17 protein-coding genes, 1 other RNA gene and 1 pseudogene are annotated in these 15875 nt (G+C 66.1%); 14 read left to right on the forward strand and 5 right to left on the reverse strand.

Annotation, left to right across the window (positions count from 1 at the left end):
* Nucleotides 1-56: 56 nt before the first annotated feature.
* The 4 genes from LC092_RS14830 to tkt form a co-directional block, all read right to left on the reverse strand.
* Entirely contained in the window at nt 57-1253 is a 1197-nt protein-coding gene (locus tag LC092_RS14830; RefSeq protein ID WP_224807838.1) for a phosphoglycerate kinase, read from the reverse strand.
* A gap of 76 nt (nt 1254-1329) precedes the next feature.
* The gene (locus LC092_RS14835) at nt 1330-1527 is read right to left on the reverse strand and encodes a hypothetical protein (protein ID WP_224807840.1); all 198 of its coding nucleotides are present in this window, start codon (nt 1525-1527) and stop codon (nt 1330-1332) included.
* An 8-nt stretch (nt 1528-1535) separates the two neighbouring features.
* Entirely contained in the window at nt 1536-2543 is a 1008-nt protein-coding gene (gene gap, locus LC092_RS14840) for a type I glyceraldehyde-3-phosphate dehydrogenase (RefSeq protein WP_224807842.1), read from the reverse strand.
* 162 nt (nt 2544-2705) lie between these two features.
* A complete protein-coding gene (gene tkt, locus LC092_RS14845) occupies nt 2706-4694 on the reverse strand; it encodes a transketolase (RefSeq protein WP_224807844.1) in 1989 nt (662 codons plus the stop codon).
* A gap of 372 nt (nt 4695-5066) precedes the next feature.
* Between tkt and LC092_RS14850 the strand changes: the two genes are divergently transcribed.
* The 7 genes from LC092_RS14850 (at nt 5067) to LC092_RS14880 (ending at nt 10376) form a co-directional block, all read left to right on the forward strand.
* A complete protein-coding gene (locus LC092_RS14850) occupies nt 5067-5381 on the forward strand; it encodes a DUF4164 domain-containing protein (RefSeq protein WP_224807846.1) in 315 nt (104 codons plus the stop codon).
* Nucleotides 5382-5390: 9 nt separating this feature from the next.
* Complete coding sequence (locus tag LC092_RS14855) at nt 5391-5768, forward strand: cell division protein ZapA (protein ID WP_224807848.1); 378 nt, start codon at nt 5391-5393, stop codon at nt 5766-5768.
* Between the two features lie 72 nt (nt 5769-5840).
* Nucleotides 5841-5996: non-coding RNA, 6S RNA (gene ssrS / locus LC092_RS14860), on the forward strand.
* Nucleotides 5997-6173: 177 nt separating this feature from the next.
* The gene (locus LC092_RS14865; RefSeq protein WP_224807850.1) at nt 6174-6749 is read left to right on the forward strand and encodes a 5-formyltetrahydrofolate cyclo-ligase; all 576 of its coding nucleotides are present in this window, start codon (nt 6174-6176) and stop codon (nt 6747-6749) included.
* A 2-nt stretch (nt 6750-6751) separates the two neighbouring features.
* Complete coding sequence (locus LC092_RS14870; protein ID WP_224807853.1) at nt 6752-7582, forward strand: YmdB family metallophosphoesterase; 831 nt, start codon at nt 6752-6754, stop codon at nt 7580-7582.
* Between the two features lie 230 nt (nt 7583-7812).
* The gene (locus LC092_RS14875) at nt 7813-8562 is read left to right on the forward strand and encodes a YebC/PmpR family DNA-binding transcriptional regulator (protein ID WP_224807854.1); all 750 of its coding nucleotides are present in this window, start codon (nt 7813-7815) and stop codon (nt 8560-8562) included.
* A gap of 464 nt (nt 8563-9026) precedes the next feature.
* Nucleotides 9027-10376, forward strand: a complete 1350-nt coding sequence (locus LC092_RS14880) for a protoglobin domain-containing protein (RefSeq protein WP_224807856.1) — start codon at nt 9027-9029, stop codon at nt 10374-10376.
* 11 nt (nt 10377-10387) lie between these two features.
* Here the strand turns inward: LC092_RS14880 and LC092_RS14885 are convergent, their stop codons facing one another.
* The gene (locus tag LC092_RS14885; RefSeq protein WP_224807859.1) at nt 10388-11164 is read right to left on the reverse strand and encodes a sulfite exporter TauE/SafE family protein; all 777 of its coding nucleotides are present in this window, start codon (nt 11162-11164) and stop codon (nt 10388-10390) included.
* 202 nt (nt 11165-11366) lie between these two features.
* Between LC092_RS14885 and ruvC the strand changes: the two genes are divergently transcribed.
* The 7 genes and pseudogenes from ruvC to LC092_RS14920 all read left to right on the forward strand — a co-directional run.
* The gene (gene ruvC / locus LC092_RS14890; RefSeq protein ID WP_224807861.1) at nt 11367-11882 is read left to right on the forward strand and encodes a crossover junction endodeoxyribonuclease RuvC; all 516 of its coding nucleotides are present in this window, start codon (nt 11367-11369) and stop codon (nt 11880-11882) included.
* Complete coding sequence (gene ruvA, locus LC092_RS14895) at nt 11882-12496, forward strand: Holliday junction branch migration protein RuvA (protein ID WP_224807863.1); 615 nt, start codon at nt 11882-11884, stop codon at nt 12494-12496. Before ruvC ends, ruvA begins: the two co-directional genes overlap by 1 nt.
* Nucleotides 12493-13545, forward strand: a complete 1053-nt coding sequence (ruvB, locus tag LC092_RS14900; RefSeq protein WP_224807871.1) for a Holliday junction branch migration DNA helicase RuvB — start codon at nt 12493-12495, stop codon at nt 13543-13545. The genes ruvA and ruvB overlap by 4 nt, the downstream gene beginning before the upstream one ends.
* Nucleotides 13535-14002: a tol-pal system-associated acyl-CoA thioesterase gene (ybgC, locus tag LC092_RS14905; RefSeq protein ID WP_224807873.1), complete on the forward strand. Its 468-nt coding sequence runs from the start codon at nt 13535-13537 to the stop codon at nt 14000-14002. Before ruvB ends, ybgC begins: the two co-directional genes overlap by 11 nt.
* A 242-nt stretch (nt 14003-14244) precedes the next feature.
* A complete protein-coding gene (tolQ, locus tag LC092_RS14910; RefSeq protein ID WP_224807875.1) occupies nt 14245-14958 on the forward strand; it encodes a protein TolQ in 714 nt (237 codons plus the stop codon).
* A 3-nt stretch (nt 14959-14961) separates the two neighbouring features.
* Nucleotides 14962-15411, forward strand: a complete 450-nt coding sequence (gene tolR, locus LC092_RS14915; RefSeq protein ID WP_224807877.1) for a protein TolR — start codon at nt 14962-14964, stop codon at nt 15409-15411.
* A gap of 20 nt (nt 15412-15431) precedes the next feature.
* Nucleotides 15432-15875 (forward strand): annotated as a pseudogene (locus tag LC092_RS14920) (cell envelope biogenesis protein TolA); the annotation flags it as partial.

Genomic DNA, 15875 nt, shown 5'->3' on the forward strand with positions numbered 1-15875 from the left:
TTTAATCAAAAGCGCCGGGCTTGAGAAGCCGCGGCGCAGGGGGATCAACAACAGGCTTAACGCTTCAGCGCCAGCACGCCCGGGAGCGTCTTGCCTTCCATCCACTCAAGGAAAGCCCCGCCCGCCGTCGAGACATAGGAAAAGTCGTCCGCCGCACCGGCGTGATTGAGGGCTGCCACCGTATCGCCGCCGCCGGCGACCGTAATCAGCGGTCCGTTGCTGGTGCGGGCGGCCGCATAGCGCGCGGCGGTCACCGTCGCGGTGTCGAAGGGCTCGATCTCGAAGGCGCCGAGCGGGCCATTCCACACCAGCGTCGCGGCGGCGTCGATCGCGGCCTTGACGGCGGAAACGGTTTGCGGTCCGACATCGAGGATCATCGCATCTGCGGGAACGGCGTCGACGCTCACCGTCTCGTTTGCCGCGCCGGCCTTGAACTCGCGGGCGACCACCGCGTCGGTGGGCAGCAGGATCTTGCAGCCGGCCGTCTTCGCCTCGTCCAGGATCGCGCGGGCGGTATCGGCCAGGTCGTGCTCGCACAGCGACTTGCCGACATCCTTGCCCTGGGCGGCGAGGAAGGTGTTGGCCATGCCGCCGCCGATCACCAGCGTGTCGACCTTCTTCACCAGATTGGCGAGAAGATCGATCTTCGAGGAGACCTTGGCGCCGCCGACGACGGCCATGACCGGGCGCTTCGGCGTCGTGAGCGCCTTTTCCAGCGCCTCCAGTTCGGCCTGCATCGTGCGTCCGGCATAGGCGGGAAGGCGGCGTGCCAGCCCCTCGGTGGAGGCATGGGCACGGTGGGCGGCGGAGAAGGCGTCGTTCACATAGAGATCGCCGAGCGCGGCCAGTTCGTCGGCAAAGCCGTCGTCATTGGCTTCCTCGCCGGCATGGAAGCGGGTGTTTTCCAGAAGCAGCACATCGCCGTCGCTCAGGGCGTCGACGGCAACGCGCGCCGCCTCGCCGACGCAGTCGGCGGCAAAGGCGACCGGGGTGCCAAGGCGCTCGGTCAGCGCGGCCGCGACGGGCGCGAGGCTCATCTCCAGCACCGGCTTGCCCTTGGGGCGGCCGAAGTGCGCGAGCAGGACGGTCCGTGCGCCCTTTTGCGACAGTTCGCGCAGGGTCGGCAGGATGCGGTCGATGCGGGTCGTGTCGGTGACCCGGTTGCCGTCCATCGGAACGTTCAGGTCGACGCGCACGAGCGCGCGCTTTCCGGCGATTTGATCAAGATCGTCGAGGGTCTTGAAGCTGCTCATCTTGGCTGGTTCCGTGAGGTCGGCCCGGTCGGGGGCTGGCAATTTGCGGGCGGTCCGAGACCTTGGCACCCTTCCGTCAGCGGTCGGCGCCGCCGCTGGAATGGTTGCGGACAGTCTCGGCCCTGGCCCGGTCCGTTTCCGGATGCCACATCTTGCGGCGATCCGGATGGGTCGGGTCCGATTTCCGGTCGAGACGATAGAAACCGAACCCGAGAAGCGCGAGGGCTCCCAGAAAAACGAAGATGCCCGGGATGTGAAATCCGAGGATCTCCATTTGCCGTCCTAGATGGTCTTCGCCAGGGCGACGGCGGTGTCCGACATGCGGTTGGAGAAGCCCCATTCGTTGTCGTACCAGGTGAGGATGCGCACCATGGTGCCGTCCATGACCTTGGTCTGGTCCATGTGGAAGACCGAGGAATGGCTGTCGTGGTTGAAGTCGCAGGACACCAGCTTGTCGTCGGTGTAGCCGAGGATGCCCTTCAGCTTGCCGTCGGCGGCCGAGCGGATCGCCGCGTTGATTTCGTCCACGCTGGTCGCGCGCTTGGCAATGAACGTCAGGTCGACGACCGAGACGTTCGGGGTCGGAACGCGGATGGCGACGCCGTCGAGCTTGCCGTTCAGCTCCGGCAGAACCAGGCCGACGGCCTTGGCCGCACCGGTGGAGGTCGGGATCATCGACAAGGCGGCCGCGCGGGCGCGGTAGAGATCGGAGTGCATGGTGTCGAGCGTCGGCTGATCGCCCGTGTAGGAATGGATCGTCGTCATGAAGCCGGTCTCGATGCCGATGGCCTCGTTCAGCACGGAGGCGACCGGCGCCAGGCAGTTGGTCGTGCAGGAGGCGTTGGAGACCACGAGGTCGGCGCTGGTCAGGGCGTCATGGTTGACGCCATAGACGATGGTCTTGTCGGCATTGGCGGCCGGTGCGGAGACCAGAACGCGCTTGGAGCCGTTCTCCAGGTGCATCGCGGCCTTGTCGCGGCTGGCGAAGATGCCGGTGCACTCCATGGCGACGTCGACGCCGAGTTCGCCCCAGGGAAGCTCCTTGGGATCGCGGATCGCGGTCACCTTGATCGGGCCCTGTCCGACGTCGATCGTGTCGCCGTCGACGGTCACGGTGGCGGGAAAGCGGCCATGCACGGAATCGTAGCGCAGCAGATGCGCGTTGGTCTCAACCGGGCCCAGATCGTTGATCGCCACGACCTGGATGTCGGTGCGGCTCGATTCCACGATGGCGCGCAGAACATTGCGGCCGATCCGTCCAAACCCGTTGATGGCAACTTTTACGGTCATGTGAGTGTCCCCTTTCCTGGCGCAAATCGCCGTCCAGTCCGGTCCGCGCGATGCCGCCGTGTTCGGCTGCGTGCGGACGTGTTCGAAATATCGGCCGGCAGGCGCCGTGCCCGCCGGTTGAACAGCCCGCCCCGCCAGTCCGGCTGGGCGGGCAGTTGTCGTTCAGCCGCCGACGCGGGCGGTGACGGCCTCGACCACGGCCTCGGCGGTAATGCCGAAATGCGCGTAGAGATCCTTGTAGGGTCCGCTTGCGCCGAAGCCCGACATGCCGATGAAGATGCCGTCGCGCCCGATTATCCGGTCCCAGCCCTGGCGGATGCCGGTCTCGATCGCGACCTTGACGCCGGGGCCGCCGATGATGTCGGCCTGATAGTCTTCCGACTGGCGCTCGAAATGCTCCATGCAGGGCACGGACACGACGCGGGTCTGGATGCCCTGGGCCTCCAGCGCCTCGCGCGCTTCAAGCGCGATCTCGACCTCGGACCCGGAGGCGAACAGCGTCGCGGCCGGCGTGTCTTCCGCGTCTGCAACGACATAGGCGCCGCGGGCGCAGAGGTTCTCCTCCTCGAAGGTCGTGCGCACCGGCGCGAGGTTCTGGCGGGTAAGCGCCAGCACGCTCGGCGTCTCGCGCGATTCCAGCGCCAGCTGCCAGCATTCCAGCGTCTCCGTCACATCGGCGGGGCGGTAGAAGTCGAGGTTCGGGATTGCCCGCAGCGCGGCATAGTGCTCGACCGGCTGGTGCGTCGGTCCGTCCTCGCCGAGCCCAATGCTGTCGTGGGTCATCACATGGATCACCCGCTGCTTCATCAGCGCGGAGAGGCGCATGGCCGGGCGCGCATAGTCGGAGAACACCAGGAACGTGCCGGAATACGGGATCATGCCGCCGTGCAGCGCCATGCCGTTCATCGCCGCGGCCATGCCGTGCTCGCGGATGCCCCAATGGACATAGCGGCCGGTGAAGTCGTCCGGGGTGATCGCGCCGGTCTCAGCCGTGCGGGTGTTGTTGGAGCCGGTCAGGTCGGCCGAGCCGCCAATGGTTTCCGGAACGGCCTGGTTGATCGTGCCAAGCACATATTCGGACGCCTTGCGGGTCGCCATCGTCGGGCGGTCGGTCGCGATCTGCTTCTTCAGCGCGGACATCGCGGCGGCGAAACCGGACGGCAGGTCGCCGCGCAGGCGCCGCTCGAACTCGCCGCGCTTTTCGGCGTCGGTTTCCGCCAGGCGCTTTTCCCAATCCTTGCGGGTCTGGCCGGAGCGCAGGCCGGCGATCCGCCAGGCGTCGAGAATGTCGCTGGGAACGTCGAAGGGCTCATGCGCCCAGCCGAGTGCCTTGCGGGTGGCGGCGAGCTCTTCCGCACCAAGCGGGGCGCCGTGGACCTTCTCGGTGCCGCCCTTGTTGGGCGCGCCGAAGCCGATGGTGGTCTTGGCCGCGATCAGCGTCGGGCGGTCGCTCTGGCGCGCGGCATTGAGCGCGGAGGCGATGGCTTCCGGATCGTGGCCGTCGATGGCGACCGTCGCCCAGCCGCTCGCCTGGAAGCGCTCGAGCTGGTCAGTGCTGTCGGTGATCGAGACCTTGCCGTCGATGGAAATGCCGTTGTCGTCCCAGATGACGATCAGGCGGTTGAGCTTGAGGTGGCCGGCAAGCGTAATCGCCTCCTGGCTGATGCCTTCCATCAGGCAGCCGTCGCCGACAAGCGTGTAGGTGTAATGGTCGCTGAGCTCGGCGCCGAAGGTCTCGCGCATGTGGCGTTCGGCCATCGCCATGCCGACCGCATTGGCCAGCCCCTGGCCGAGCGGCCCGGTCGTGGTCTCGATGCCCGCGCCGTGGCCGTATTCCGGATGGCCGGCGGTCAGCGCGCCGATCTGGCGGAAGTTCTTGAGCTGCTCGAGGGTGAAGTCCTCCGAGCCGAGCAGATAGTGCACCGCATAGAGCAGCATCGATCCGTGGCCGGCCGACAGCACGAAACGGTCGCGGTCGGGCCAGTCCGGGTGGGTCGGATCGTAGTGCATCACCTGGGTGAACAGGACGGTCGCGATGTCGGCGGCGCCCATGGGCAGGCCGGGATGACCCGACTTGGCAGCCTCGACGGCGTCCGCGGCGAGGAAACGGATCGCATTCGCCATGCGATTGTGCTTTTCAAGATCGGTCATTGCTAGGTTCCGTCTGTCCCTGTCGGGGGGCCGCAAGGGCATTGCAGTCCTGGATTTCGCGCCCCGACGGGCGTGCCGCGCGGGGAATGTCTCTTGGATGGTGGCGGCTGCATCCGGGAGGAAGAAAATGCGCCGCTGCCACGCCTGCGAACCGGCCCGGACGGCCGTCCTCGCGAGGCGGGTCGACAAATATCAGGAACCCCCGGGGAGTCAACAAAGCGGATGCCGGCAAAACCGGGGTTTCCGTGACAGCCGGCGATCTCGCCTCTTCGGCAAAGGGATGCTATAGCGATGCGCTGAGTTCGCGCCGGCGCGCAGACGGCTTGTCGGGGAGCCGCACGGTTGCGCGTGGCGACAAAAGCAAAGATGGCAATGGACGAAACGGGACACATCGGGGCGGGGACCGGAGCGGGAGAGCGCCCGCTCGATGCGGCGCTGGAGCGGCTGACACGGGCTGTCGGCCGGCTGGAGGCTGCCGTGGAGCGCCGGCAGGAGGCCGACCTGTCCGTCTCCGGGCTCCAGCAGGAAGTGCAGCGGCTTGGCGACGACCGCTCGCAACTGGCCGCCACGCTCGACTTGTCGGAAGCGCGCGTCGGGCGGCTTGAAGATGCGAACCGCGAGGTGTCCCGCCGCCTGGTCTCGGCGATGGAATCGATCCGCTCCGTTTTAGAAACGCACGGCGGCTGAGGAGGCTGAATGGCGCAGATCATCGTGACCATCAACGGCCGCAGCTTTCGCATGGCCTGCGACGACGGCGAAGAGGAGCGGCTGACCGGGCTGGCGCGCCGGTTCGACGGCTGCATCGACACGTTGCGCGGCAGTTTCGGCGAGATCGGCGACCTGCGGCTGACGGTGATGGCCGGCATCATGGTCACCGACGAGCTCGCCGAGCGCGAGCGGCGGCTGAAGGCGCTCGAGGACGAGGTGGAAAGCCTGCGCGAGGCGCGTCGCGCCGCGCTGGAACGGGCGGAGCGCAGCGAGGCGGCCGTGGCCGAGCGCGTCACCCAGGCCGCCGAGCGGATCGAGGCGCTCGCCGAGGGACTGAGCCGTCCGGTGCGCCCGTCGGATGCCTGAGGGTGTCTTTTTGTCACCGGATACAAAACGTGTGTTGTGTTTGTCCGCCCACCGGCCCTATATCCGGGATTGGCGTGGCTGCGCGGTTCGTCAGGAGACATATCCCCGGGGCCTTACGCATCCCTTGGGAGCTGTTCCTGTCCTCGCCCGTGGGCTTGGGCACACGGCGCCCACCTACACAGTAGGTTTCCCGGGATTGCAAACTCCAACGGCTGATGCGGCCACGTCATACGCATGTTCCAGCCGTTCCGGCGCATCCGCCCGAACCCGTCTTCAACTGTCCGCAGGCATCGGTCTGCACGAGAATGTCGAGCGAGCGTGAAGTTGACGGCAGCATCCGACACCGGACAGACGGGCACATCCCGTGCGGAAAGCACCAGTCAAACGGATGTAGCGCGCGAGAGCATGTCGGCGCGCAAGGCCGCGGTTCGCGCGGCAGCTCTTGCCCGGCGCGCCGCACTTGATCCGCACGCACGCATCGAAGGCGGTCTCGCGCTGGTGGCGCATGTCGATGCGCTCGATTTCCCCAAAGGCGCCATTGTCTCCGGTTTCTGGCCGATCCGCGACGAGATCGATCCCCGCCCGCTGATGGATGCCTTGCGCGTCAGGGGGCACGCCCTGTGCCTTCCGGCGATCGTGGACAACGAGCTTGTGTTCCGCCGCCTGACGCGCGAGACCGTTCTGGTGCGGGCCGGGTTCGGGACGGTCGAACCGCCGGCGGAGGCCGAGGAACTCGTTCCCGAGTGCCTGCTGGTGCCGCTTGCTGCCTTCGACCTGCGCGGCGCGCGCATCGGATACGGACGTGGCTATTACGACCGCGCGATTGCCCGCATCACCCGCGCGCTGGGACGTCGCCCCGCCACCGTCGGACTGGCGTTTTCCGCCCAACGCGCGGACGCGGTGCCGGAAGAGGCCCACGACCAGCGGCTCGACCGGATCCTGACGGAGGCCGGCCTCATGGAATTCAAGGATCGGGAGTAGGCATGCGCCTGTTGTTTTTGGGAGATCTTGTCGGACGCAGCGGCCGGCAGGCGGCCATCGAAGCGCTTCCCGGTCTGGTCGAGACCTATGCGCTCGATTTCGTCATCGTCAACGGCGAGAACGCGGCCGCCGGCTTCGGCATCACCGAGGAGATCCTGCAGGACGTGCTCGATGCGGGCGCCGATGTGGTCACCACCGGCAATCACGTCTGGGACCAGCGCGACACGCTGGTCTATATCGGCCGGCAGGACCGCCTGTTGCGGCCGATCAATTTTCCGCCGGGGGCCCCGGGTCGCGGCGCCAATATCTTCACCGCCCGCAACGGCGCGCGCGTCCTGGTGGCAAATGCCATGGGGCGGGTGTTCATGGACAGTCTCGACGATCCGTTCATGGCGATCGACACCCTGCTGGACAGCACGCCGCTCGGCCAGGTGGTCGATGCCATCGTGATCGACATGCATGCCGAGGCGACCAGCGAGAAACAGGCGCTGGCGCATTTCGCCGACGGGCGCGCCTCGCTGGTGGTCGGCACCCATACCCATGCGCCGACGGCGGATCACCAGATCCTTCCCGGCGGCACGGCCTATATGAGCGATGCCGGCATGTGCGGCGACTATGATTCCGTGCTCGGCATGGAAAAGGACGAGCCGATCTCCCGCTTCCTGCGTAAGATCCCGTCGGGCCGCTTCACCCCGGCGCATGGCGAGGCGACCGTCTGCGGCGTCGCGGTGGAAACCGACGACCGCACCGGACTGGCCAAGGCGGTGGCGCCCTTGCGGCTTGGCGGGCGGCTCAGCCCCGCGGTGCCGGAGTTCTGGTTGCCGTCTTCTTGACGTGGCTGCGGCGCGGCGTCTGGATTTTTGACGTTTCGGGGCCTATAACGCCGCGATCTATCTTGTAGCCCGGGCTTTGCAACGGCGTCAGGCGACCTCGCGTCACGATCGGTTTCGGCCGTGGCTCGCATGACGCGCCGCAAGCGCCACCGGGGGCGGCCCGCACCAGCGGGATCCCCATGGCCGCCCTTGCGGGTTTCGGGCGATGCAGCGACGAACCAGGACACGACATGGCCGGACATTCCCAATTCAAGAACATCATGCACCGCAAGGGCCGCCAGGACGCGGTCCGTTCCAAGATCTTCTCCAAGCTGTCGAAGGAGATCACGGTCGCGGCCAAGATGGGCGGACCGGATATCAATGCCAATCCGCGCCTGCGCCTGGCGGTTCAAAACGCCAAGGCCCAGTCCATGCCCAAGGACAACATCCAGCGGGCGATCAACAAGTCGCAAGCCGGCGAGGGCGACAATTACGAAGAGATCCGCTACGAGGGCTACGGACCGGGCGGCGTCGCGGTGATCGTCGAGCTTCTGACCGACAACCGCAACCGCTCGGCATCGAACGTGCGCTCCTATTTCAGCAAGTGCGGCGGATCGATGGGCGAGACCGGTTCGGTCGCCTTCATGTTCGACCGCGTCGGCGAGATCGTTTACCCGGCCGCCACCGGCAGCGCTGACGACATGCTGGAAGCGGCCATCGAGGCCGGCGCCGAAGATGTGCAGTCGGACGCGGAAAGCCATACCATCATTTGCGCCTTCGAGGATCTCGGCGACGTGTCCAAGGCGCTTGAGGCGGCGCTCGGCGAGGCGGAAACCGTCAAGGCGATCTGGAAGCCACAGACCCTGACCCCGCTCGATGCGGACAAGGCACAGACCATGTTCAAGCTGATCGCCATGTTCGAGGATGACGACGACGTTCAGAACGTCTTTGCCAATTACGACATCGACGACGAGACGCTGGCAAGCCTTACCGCGGCCTGATCGTCCCGACCTTCCCGGACATGTGCGGACCTCCGCAGCGGAAACCGCCGGCAACAGCCGGCGGTTTTTGTTTTCGCGGGGACGGCCAAAGACGTTTTGAAATAGACCGCCGCCCGGCGGTCGGCGGTCTCGCAGAGTCGTTGTTTCCGATTTTCGAAACTAGGAATCGCCGAAAGATCAGGGAATGCGCCATTCTTATGGTTTGGGTTATAAACGTTATTTTTCAAATATATTATTATATATAATGTGTATGTTTTGCGTTTTCTCTTTTGGATTTTGCCGGGTTCTTCGTTTTTTGTGCGCGAAGATTTGTCCATTTTGGATTTTTTGAAGCGGATATTCATCTTCTCCAATATAGAAAAGATCCTATTCTATTGAATTAAATTTATATAAACGCGTTTCAGGAATTATCGGCGCTCCGGGGCAAGGGGTAGGTCAAGTCTCCGGAATTCGGAGGAGCCGTTATGACTGATACCGACGCTATTGCAGCACGCCGTGCATTTTATCAAATCGATCAATCCGTTATGAGCTTGCTTCGGGAGATCAAGCCGACGCTTCTTCAGGCGTTGCCGGAGATCCTGGACGCCTTTTATGCCCATGTGGGGAATTTTCCCGAGACCCAGGCCTTCTTCAAGAATGCCAAGCACATGGAACATGCCAAGGAGATGCAACTGCGTCACTGGGACACCATCACGGATGGGTTGTTCGACGCGCATTACGTTGCGTCCGTGACCAAGGTCGGCGAGGCGCACAACCGCCTTGGACTGGAGCCGAAATGGTATATCGGCGGCTACAATTTCCTGGTCGCCGGTCTCCTGCAGACCATTCAAGAGGCCTGTGCCGGTTCGCTCCTGCGGCGTGGCGATCCGGAGCGGATGGCCCGGCTACAGAAGGCGGTGCTGTCGGCTGCCATGCTCGACATGGATCTGGCGATCTCGGTCTATATCGAGGCGGGACGTCGCGATCGCAGGGACACGCTCGAGCGCATCGCCGGGGAATTCGAGGCGGCCGTGGCAACGGTTGTGGAGACCTGTGTTGCCACAGCGTCCGCGCTCGATGCGACGTCCAATGATCTTGGAGAGGTCGCAGAACAGACAACGGAACGCTCCCGCTTTGCGCAAGGGGCTGCCGCGGAAGCCTCGCAGAATGTCCAGGCCGTCGCGTCTGCCGCCGAAGAGCTCAGCGCCAGCATCCAGGAAATCGCCCGCCAGGTGAGCGAGGCGACCCGCATTTCCGACCTTGCGGTGAGCAATGCGGCGAAATCGAACGAGAAGATCGGCTCGCTGACGGCCGCCTCGCAAAAAATAGGCGACATCGTCAAGCTGATCTCCGACATCGCGGAACAGACCAACCTCCTGGCGCTCAATGCGACCATCGAGGCGGCACGGGCAGGCGAGGCAGGCAAGGGCTTCGCCGTGGTTGCCGCCGAGGTCAAGGGGCTTGCGGAACAGACGGCCAAGGCGACGGCGGAGATCGCCGCCCAGATTGGCGAGATCCAGTCCGCAACCAACGAGTCCGCGGAAGCCATTGGCGGCGTGTCGTCAACCATTCAGAACATGAACGACATCTCGACGGCGATTGCAGCCGCCGTGGAGGAACAAGGCGCCGCCACCGGCGAGATTTCCCGCAACATCTCGCAAGCCTCCGACGGGACGGGTCGGGTCACGGCCAGCACCCATGACATCGGCGGAGCTGCCGAACGCGGACGCACGGTTGCGGGCCAGGTTCGCGAGCATTCCTCGGCGCTGAACGCCCATATCGCCGATCTGGACGGCCGCATGCGCGAGTTGATCCAGACCGTGCGCGCCGCCTGACGCTGTCGCGTTTACCGCAGCCAGGGATCGAGCAGCGGCAGGCTCGAGATCGCGGAAAACAGGATGATCCCGTAGGCCACCGGACGGTAGGCCTGCGGCGACGCCGTTCCGAAGCCGCGTGCGCCGAGAAAAATCGCCAGTCCATAGACCGGGGCGAGCACGAGGAAGAGTGCAAACACCGCGCGCGAATAAAATCCGTTGAACATGAAGGCCGCGAAAGCGGCGATGCCCGCCAGCGCGAAGAAGGTGATCAGATTGGCGCGGATCACCGACGGCGGTTTGGGGCCGGCGGCCCAGAACACGACGACGGGCGGGGCGGAGACCTGCGAGACGCCCGCCAGCAGGCCGGCGAAGGCGCCGACCCCGAAGGACGCGAGGCGGCCGGGCGCACGCGTGTAGCGATAGCCGAAGACGAGCAGCGCCAGCGCGATCAGCACGATCGCCGACAGGCTCCAGCGCAGGTAGAGCGTATCGGCCCGGGCAAGGATCCATGCGCCGAGCGGAACGACGAGCGACGCGCCGACACAGGCAGGGATCACTGTCGGCCAGTCGCAGCGCCTGACGGCGCCTGCGAGAAGCGGCAGGGTGACCAGCGTGTCGAGCAGCAGGAAGCTGGCCGCGGCGGCGGGCGGCTCGATCACGCTTGCGGCGGCCGGCATGAAGATCATCGCGGCGCCGAACCCGGAAAAACCCCGCACCGCCCCGGCCAGGGCGATTGCCGCGATCAGGAGCGCGAGCGTTCCGGGGGCCGGAAGCTGCGCGAAAAGGTCGGCGAGAGCTGACGGCATGTCGTTCCGTTCGAATGCGTGGGGTCGTCGGCGAGGCTCCGGGAGCGGGGCAGGATGGTTGCTGCAGACCTGCGAGCGTCCCAGTGGAGCGGCAAGCGCGGCAAAAGGCAAGCCCGCCGTGCCATGGATGCGTGCAGGAAAACGGCGGCCTGCCGGCGCGCCCTCTGGTCACGGCGCGCGATTGGCGTTACCGATTTGTTCCATGACAGCGCCGATTCGAATCCTCGGGATTGATCCCGGCTTGCGCCGCACCGGCTGGGGGCTGATCGCTGCCAGCGGCAACCGGTTGACGTTTCTCGGCAGCGGCACGGTGATTTCCGACAATCGAAAGCCGTTGGCCGACCGTTTGCGCCAGTTGCACGACGGTTTGCAGGCGGTTGTCGCCGACAGCGCCCCGGACGAGGCGGCGGTGGAACTGACCTTCGTCAACAAGGATGCCGGCGCGACGCTGAAACTTGGACAGGCGCGCGGCATCGCCTTGCTCGTTCCCGCGCTCAACGGTCTTGCGGTGGCCGAATATGCGCCGAACCTGGTCAAAAAGACCGTGGTCGGCACCGGTCACGCGGACAAGGACCAGATCCGGATGATGGTGAAGGTGCTGATGCCGCGCGCCACCTTCAACTCCGACGATGCGGCCGACGCGCTGGCCATCGCCGTGTGCCACGCCCAGCATCGCGGCGCGCGCGCCATCGCCCGGATCGCGGAGGGGCTCGCCTGATGATCGGAAAACTGAAGGGCCGCGTGGACGAGATCGGCGACGATCACCTGATCCTCGACGTCGGCGGCGTCGGCTATCTCGTCTATTGCCCGGCGCGGGTGCTGCAGGGGCTGCCGTCGCCCGGCGAGGCGGCCGCGCTTCACATCGAGACCATCGTGCGCGAGGACATGATCCGGCTCTACGGCTTTTCCTCGCGCGCCGAACAGGCGTGGTTCCAGCTTCTGATGACCGTTCAGGGCGTCGGCGCCAAGGTGGCGCTTGCGGCGCTCGGCGTTCTGTCGGCCTCTGAGATCGCCAATGCGATCGCGCTGGGCGACACGGCCGCGATCACGCGTACGCCCGGCATCGGCAAGCGCGTGGCGGAGCGCATCGTCACCGAGCTGAAGAGCAAGGCGCCGGCCTATGCCAGCGTCGATGCGGGCACGCTCTCCGTATCGCAGCAGGCGTCCAGCGGCGCGCCGTCCTCGGTCGGCGACGCCGTCTCCGCGCTGGTCAATCTCGGCTATCCGTCCGCGCAGGCGAGCGCGGCCGTCTCCAAGGCGGTCAAGTCGGCCGGCGAGGGGGCTGACACGGCGACGCTCATCCGGCTTGGTCTCAAGGAGCTGTCGGCATGAGCGAGACCGATCCCCGGCTGGTGACGTCAGAGGTGCGCGGCGACGAGATCGACACGACGATGCGTCCGCAGGTGCTCGACGATTTCGTCGGCCAGGCGCAGGCGCGCGCCAATCTCAAGGTGTTCATCGGCGCGGCCAAGGCGCGCGGCGAGGCGCTCGATCATGTGCTCTTCGTCGGACCTCCGGGGCTGGGCAAGACGACGCTGGCGCAGATCATGGCGCGCGAACTTGGCGTCAATTTCCGCGCGACCTCCGGACCGGTGATCGCCAAGGCCGGCGATCTGGCGGCGCTTCTGACCAATCTGGAAGAGCGCGACGTGCTCTTCATTGATGAGATCCACCGGCTCAATCCGGCGGTGGAGGAAGTGCTCTATCCGGCGATGGAGGATTTCCAGCTCGATCTCATCATCGGCGAGGGGCCGGCGGCGCGCTCGGTGAAGATCGATCTCGCCAAATTCACCCTGGTCGCGGCGACGACGCGTCTCGGGCTTTTGACCACGCCCTTGCGCGACCGCTTCGGCATTCCGGTCCGGCTGCAGTTCTATACGACCGAGGAGCTGGAGCTGATCGTCACGCGCGGCGCGCGGCTGCTCGGCATCGGCATGAGCCCGGACGGCTCGCGGGAGATCGCGCGGCGCGCGCGCGGCACGCCGCGCATCGCCGGCCGGCTGTTGCGCCGGGTGCGGGATTTCGCGGTCGTTGCCGGTCAGGAGACGGTGGATGCCGGCATCGCGGACCGGGCGCTGACCCAGCTTGAGGTCGACAGCGCCGGGCTCGACCAGCTCGACCGCCGCTATCTCAACCAGATCGCGCTGAAATTCGGCGGCGGACCGGTCGGCATCGAGACCATCGCCGCCGCCCTGTCGGAGCCGCGCGACGCGATCGAGGAGATCGTCGAGCCCTATCTGATCCAGCAGGGCTACATCCAGCGCACGCCGCGCGGACGGATCCTGACGCCGACGGCGTTCCAGCATCTCGGACTTGCGGTGCCGGGAAGCGTCAATCCGCTGCAGCCTGGCCTCTTCACCGAGGACGGCAATGACGCGTGAGGCGGGGTCCTGGCCCGATCTCGCCGGCCGTTTGACGGCAGACGGCCATGTGCTGCCGGTCAGGGTCTATTACGAGGACACGGATTTCACCGGCGTGGTCTATCACGCCGCCTATCTGAAGTTCATCGAGCGCGGGCGATCCGATTTCCTGCGCCTGTGCGGTATTCATCACGCGGAATTGAGCGATGGCGTGCATGGCGAGGTTTTGGCCTTTGCCGTGCGGCGGATGGAGATCGACTTCCACGCGCCGGCGCGTGTCGACGATCTCCTGGAAATCGTCACGCGGCTGGAAAGCGCGCGCGGGGCAAGGCTGTGCCTGACGCAGGAGGTGCGCCGCGCGGAAACGCTGCTGTTTTCGGCCAGCGTCACCGTTGCGGTGATCTCGGCGGAAGGGCGTCCGCGCCGCCTTCCGGCGCGGCTTGCCGCCCGGTTGCAGGGACCGGCCGCGGCCGTCTGACCCTTTGGCGCGACGGATTCGCGTCCGGAGATCCTCCCGTCTTAACCGCGCGGTAACCTTAACGCCTGCTTAATGCCGGAGAAATTCGGCGGATACAGTCCCAGTTTCGCCAAAATCCCTCGCCATTGAGGCGGGTGACTCAGCGAACATGACTGGTCCGGATACTGGTTCCGGATGACGGGCAACAGGCGGCCGATCCGGCAGACGTGCCGATGACATCGGGCAAGAGGTCCTTTTACATAATGAATCCCGTAGAACTTGCACAGACGACCCTCGCCGCACCCCAGGGCGACATGTCGTTCCTCGCGCTGTTTTTTCAGGCGCATCTCGTCGTCAAGCTCGTGATGATCGGGCTCGTGGGCGCCTCGATCTGGTGCTGGGCGATCATCGTCGACAAATGGCTGCTGTTTGCCCGCACCAAGCGGCAGATGACCCGTTTCGAGACCGTGTTCTGGTCCGGCCAGTCGCTGGAGGAGCTGTATCGCACGCTGTCGGGCCGGGCCAATCACTCGATGTCGGCGCTGTTTATCGCCGCGATGCGCGAATGGAAACGCAGCCACGAAGGCGCGCGGCCGGCCATCGCCAGCCTGCGCCAGCGCATCGACCGGGTGATGGATGTGACCATCGCGCGCGAGGCGGAACGCCTCGAGGCGCGGCTGATGGTTCTGGCGACCGTCGGATCGGCCGCGCCCTTCATTGGCCTGTTCGGCACGGTCTGGGGCATCATGACCAGCTTCCAGGCGATTGCAGCGTCCAAGAGCACAAATCTCGCGGTCGTGGCGCCCGGCATTGCCGAGGCGCTGCTGGCAACCGCGCTCGGTCTGCTGGCCGCCATTCCCGCCGTGATCGCCTACAACAAGCTCTCCGCCGATGCCGGCAAGCTGACGGCGCGCATGGAAGGTTTCGCCGACGAGTTTTCCGCCATCCTTTCGCGTCAGATCGACGAGAGGAGCTGAGCCATGGGCATGCAGCTCGGCGCATCGGATGATGCGGGCGGCGGCCGCCGCCGCCGTCGCCGTCGCCATCAGCCGATGAGCGAGATCAACGTCACGCCCTTTGTCGACGTGATGCTGGTGCTTCTGATCATCTTCATGGTGGCGGCGCCGCTCCTGACCGTCGGCGTGCCGCTCGACCTGCCGGAAACCCAGGCGAAACCGCTTGAGGGCGCGACCGAGCCGATCACGATCTCGGTTGCCGCCGACGGGCGGATCTTCATGCAGGAAACGGAAATCGCCGCCGACGAGGTGATCCCGACGCTCGAGGCGATCGCCCAGAACGGCTACGACGAACGGATCTACGTGCGCGGCGACGAGAACGCCGACTACGGCACGATCATGCGGGTCATGGGGCGGATCAACGCGGCCGGCTACAAGCGGCTTGGCCTCGTGACGCTGGAAGAGCAGCAGTAGATGAGGAGCCTTTTCGGGTAATGCGTGTCGGCCTGATCGCATCGATCGGCGGCCATTTGGCCGTGCTGGTTTGGGGAGTGGTGTCATTTCCCGAAGCGCGTCCGTTCGACGTCGGGCCGGTGGACACGCTGCCGGTCGACCTTGTGCCGATTTCGGAGATCACCCGCCTGCGCATCGGTGAAAAGGACGCGGAAGTTCGCGAGATCGAGGCGACCAAGCCGGCGGAAAAGCCGGCACCCGAGCCCGACCCCGAGACGCCGCCTGCCGAGACCGTGGCCGAGAAACCCCGGGAAGCCGCGCCGGAACCGACGCCGGCGCCCGCCCCCGCACCCGCGCCGGCACCAGCCCCGGAACCGACACCGCCGGCGCCGCCGGAACCCGCACCCGAGCCGGAACCGGCTCCCCAGGCGGCCGAGGCGGATAGAAGGCCGGCGACGTGCGCGGGATCCTTCCCGCCGCCTCGG

The organism is Stappia stellulata, assembly GCF_020176715.1.
Taxonomy (GTDB): Bacteria; Pseudomonadota; Alphaproteobacteria; order Rhizobiales; family Stappiaceae; genus Stappia.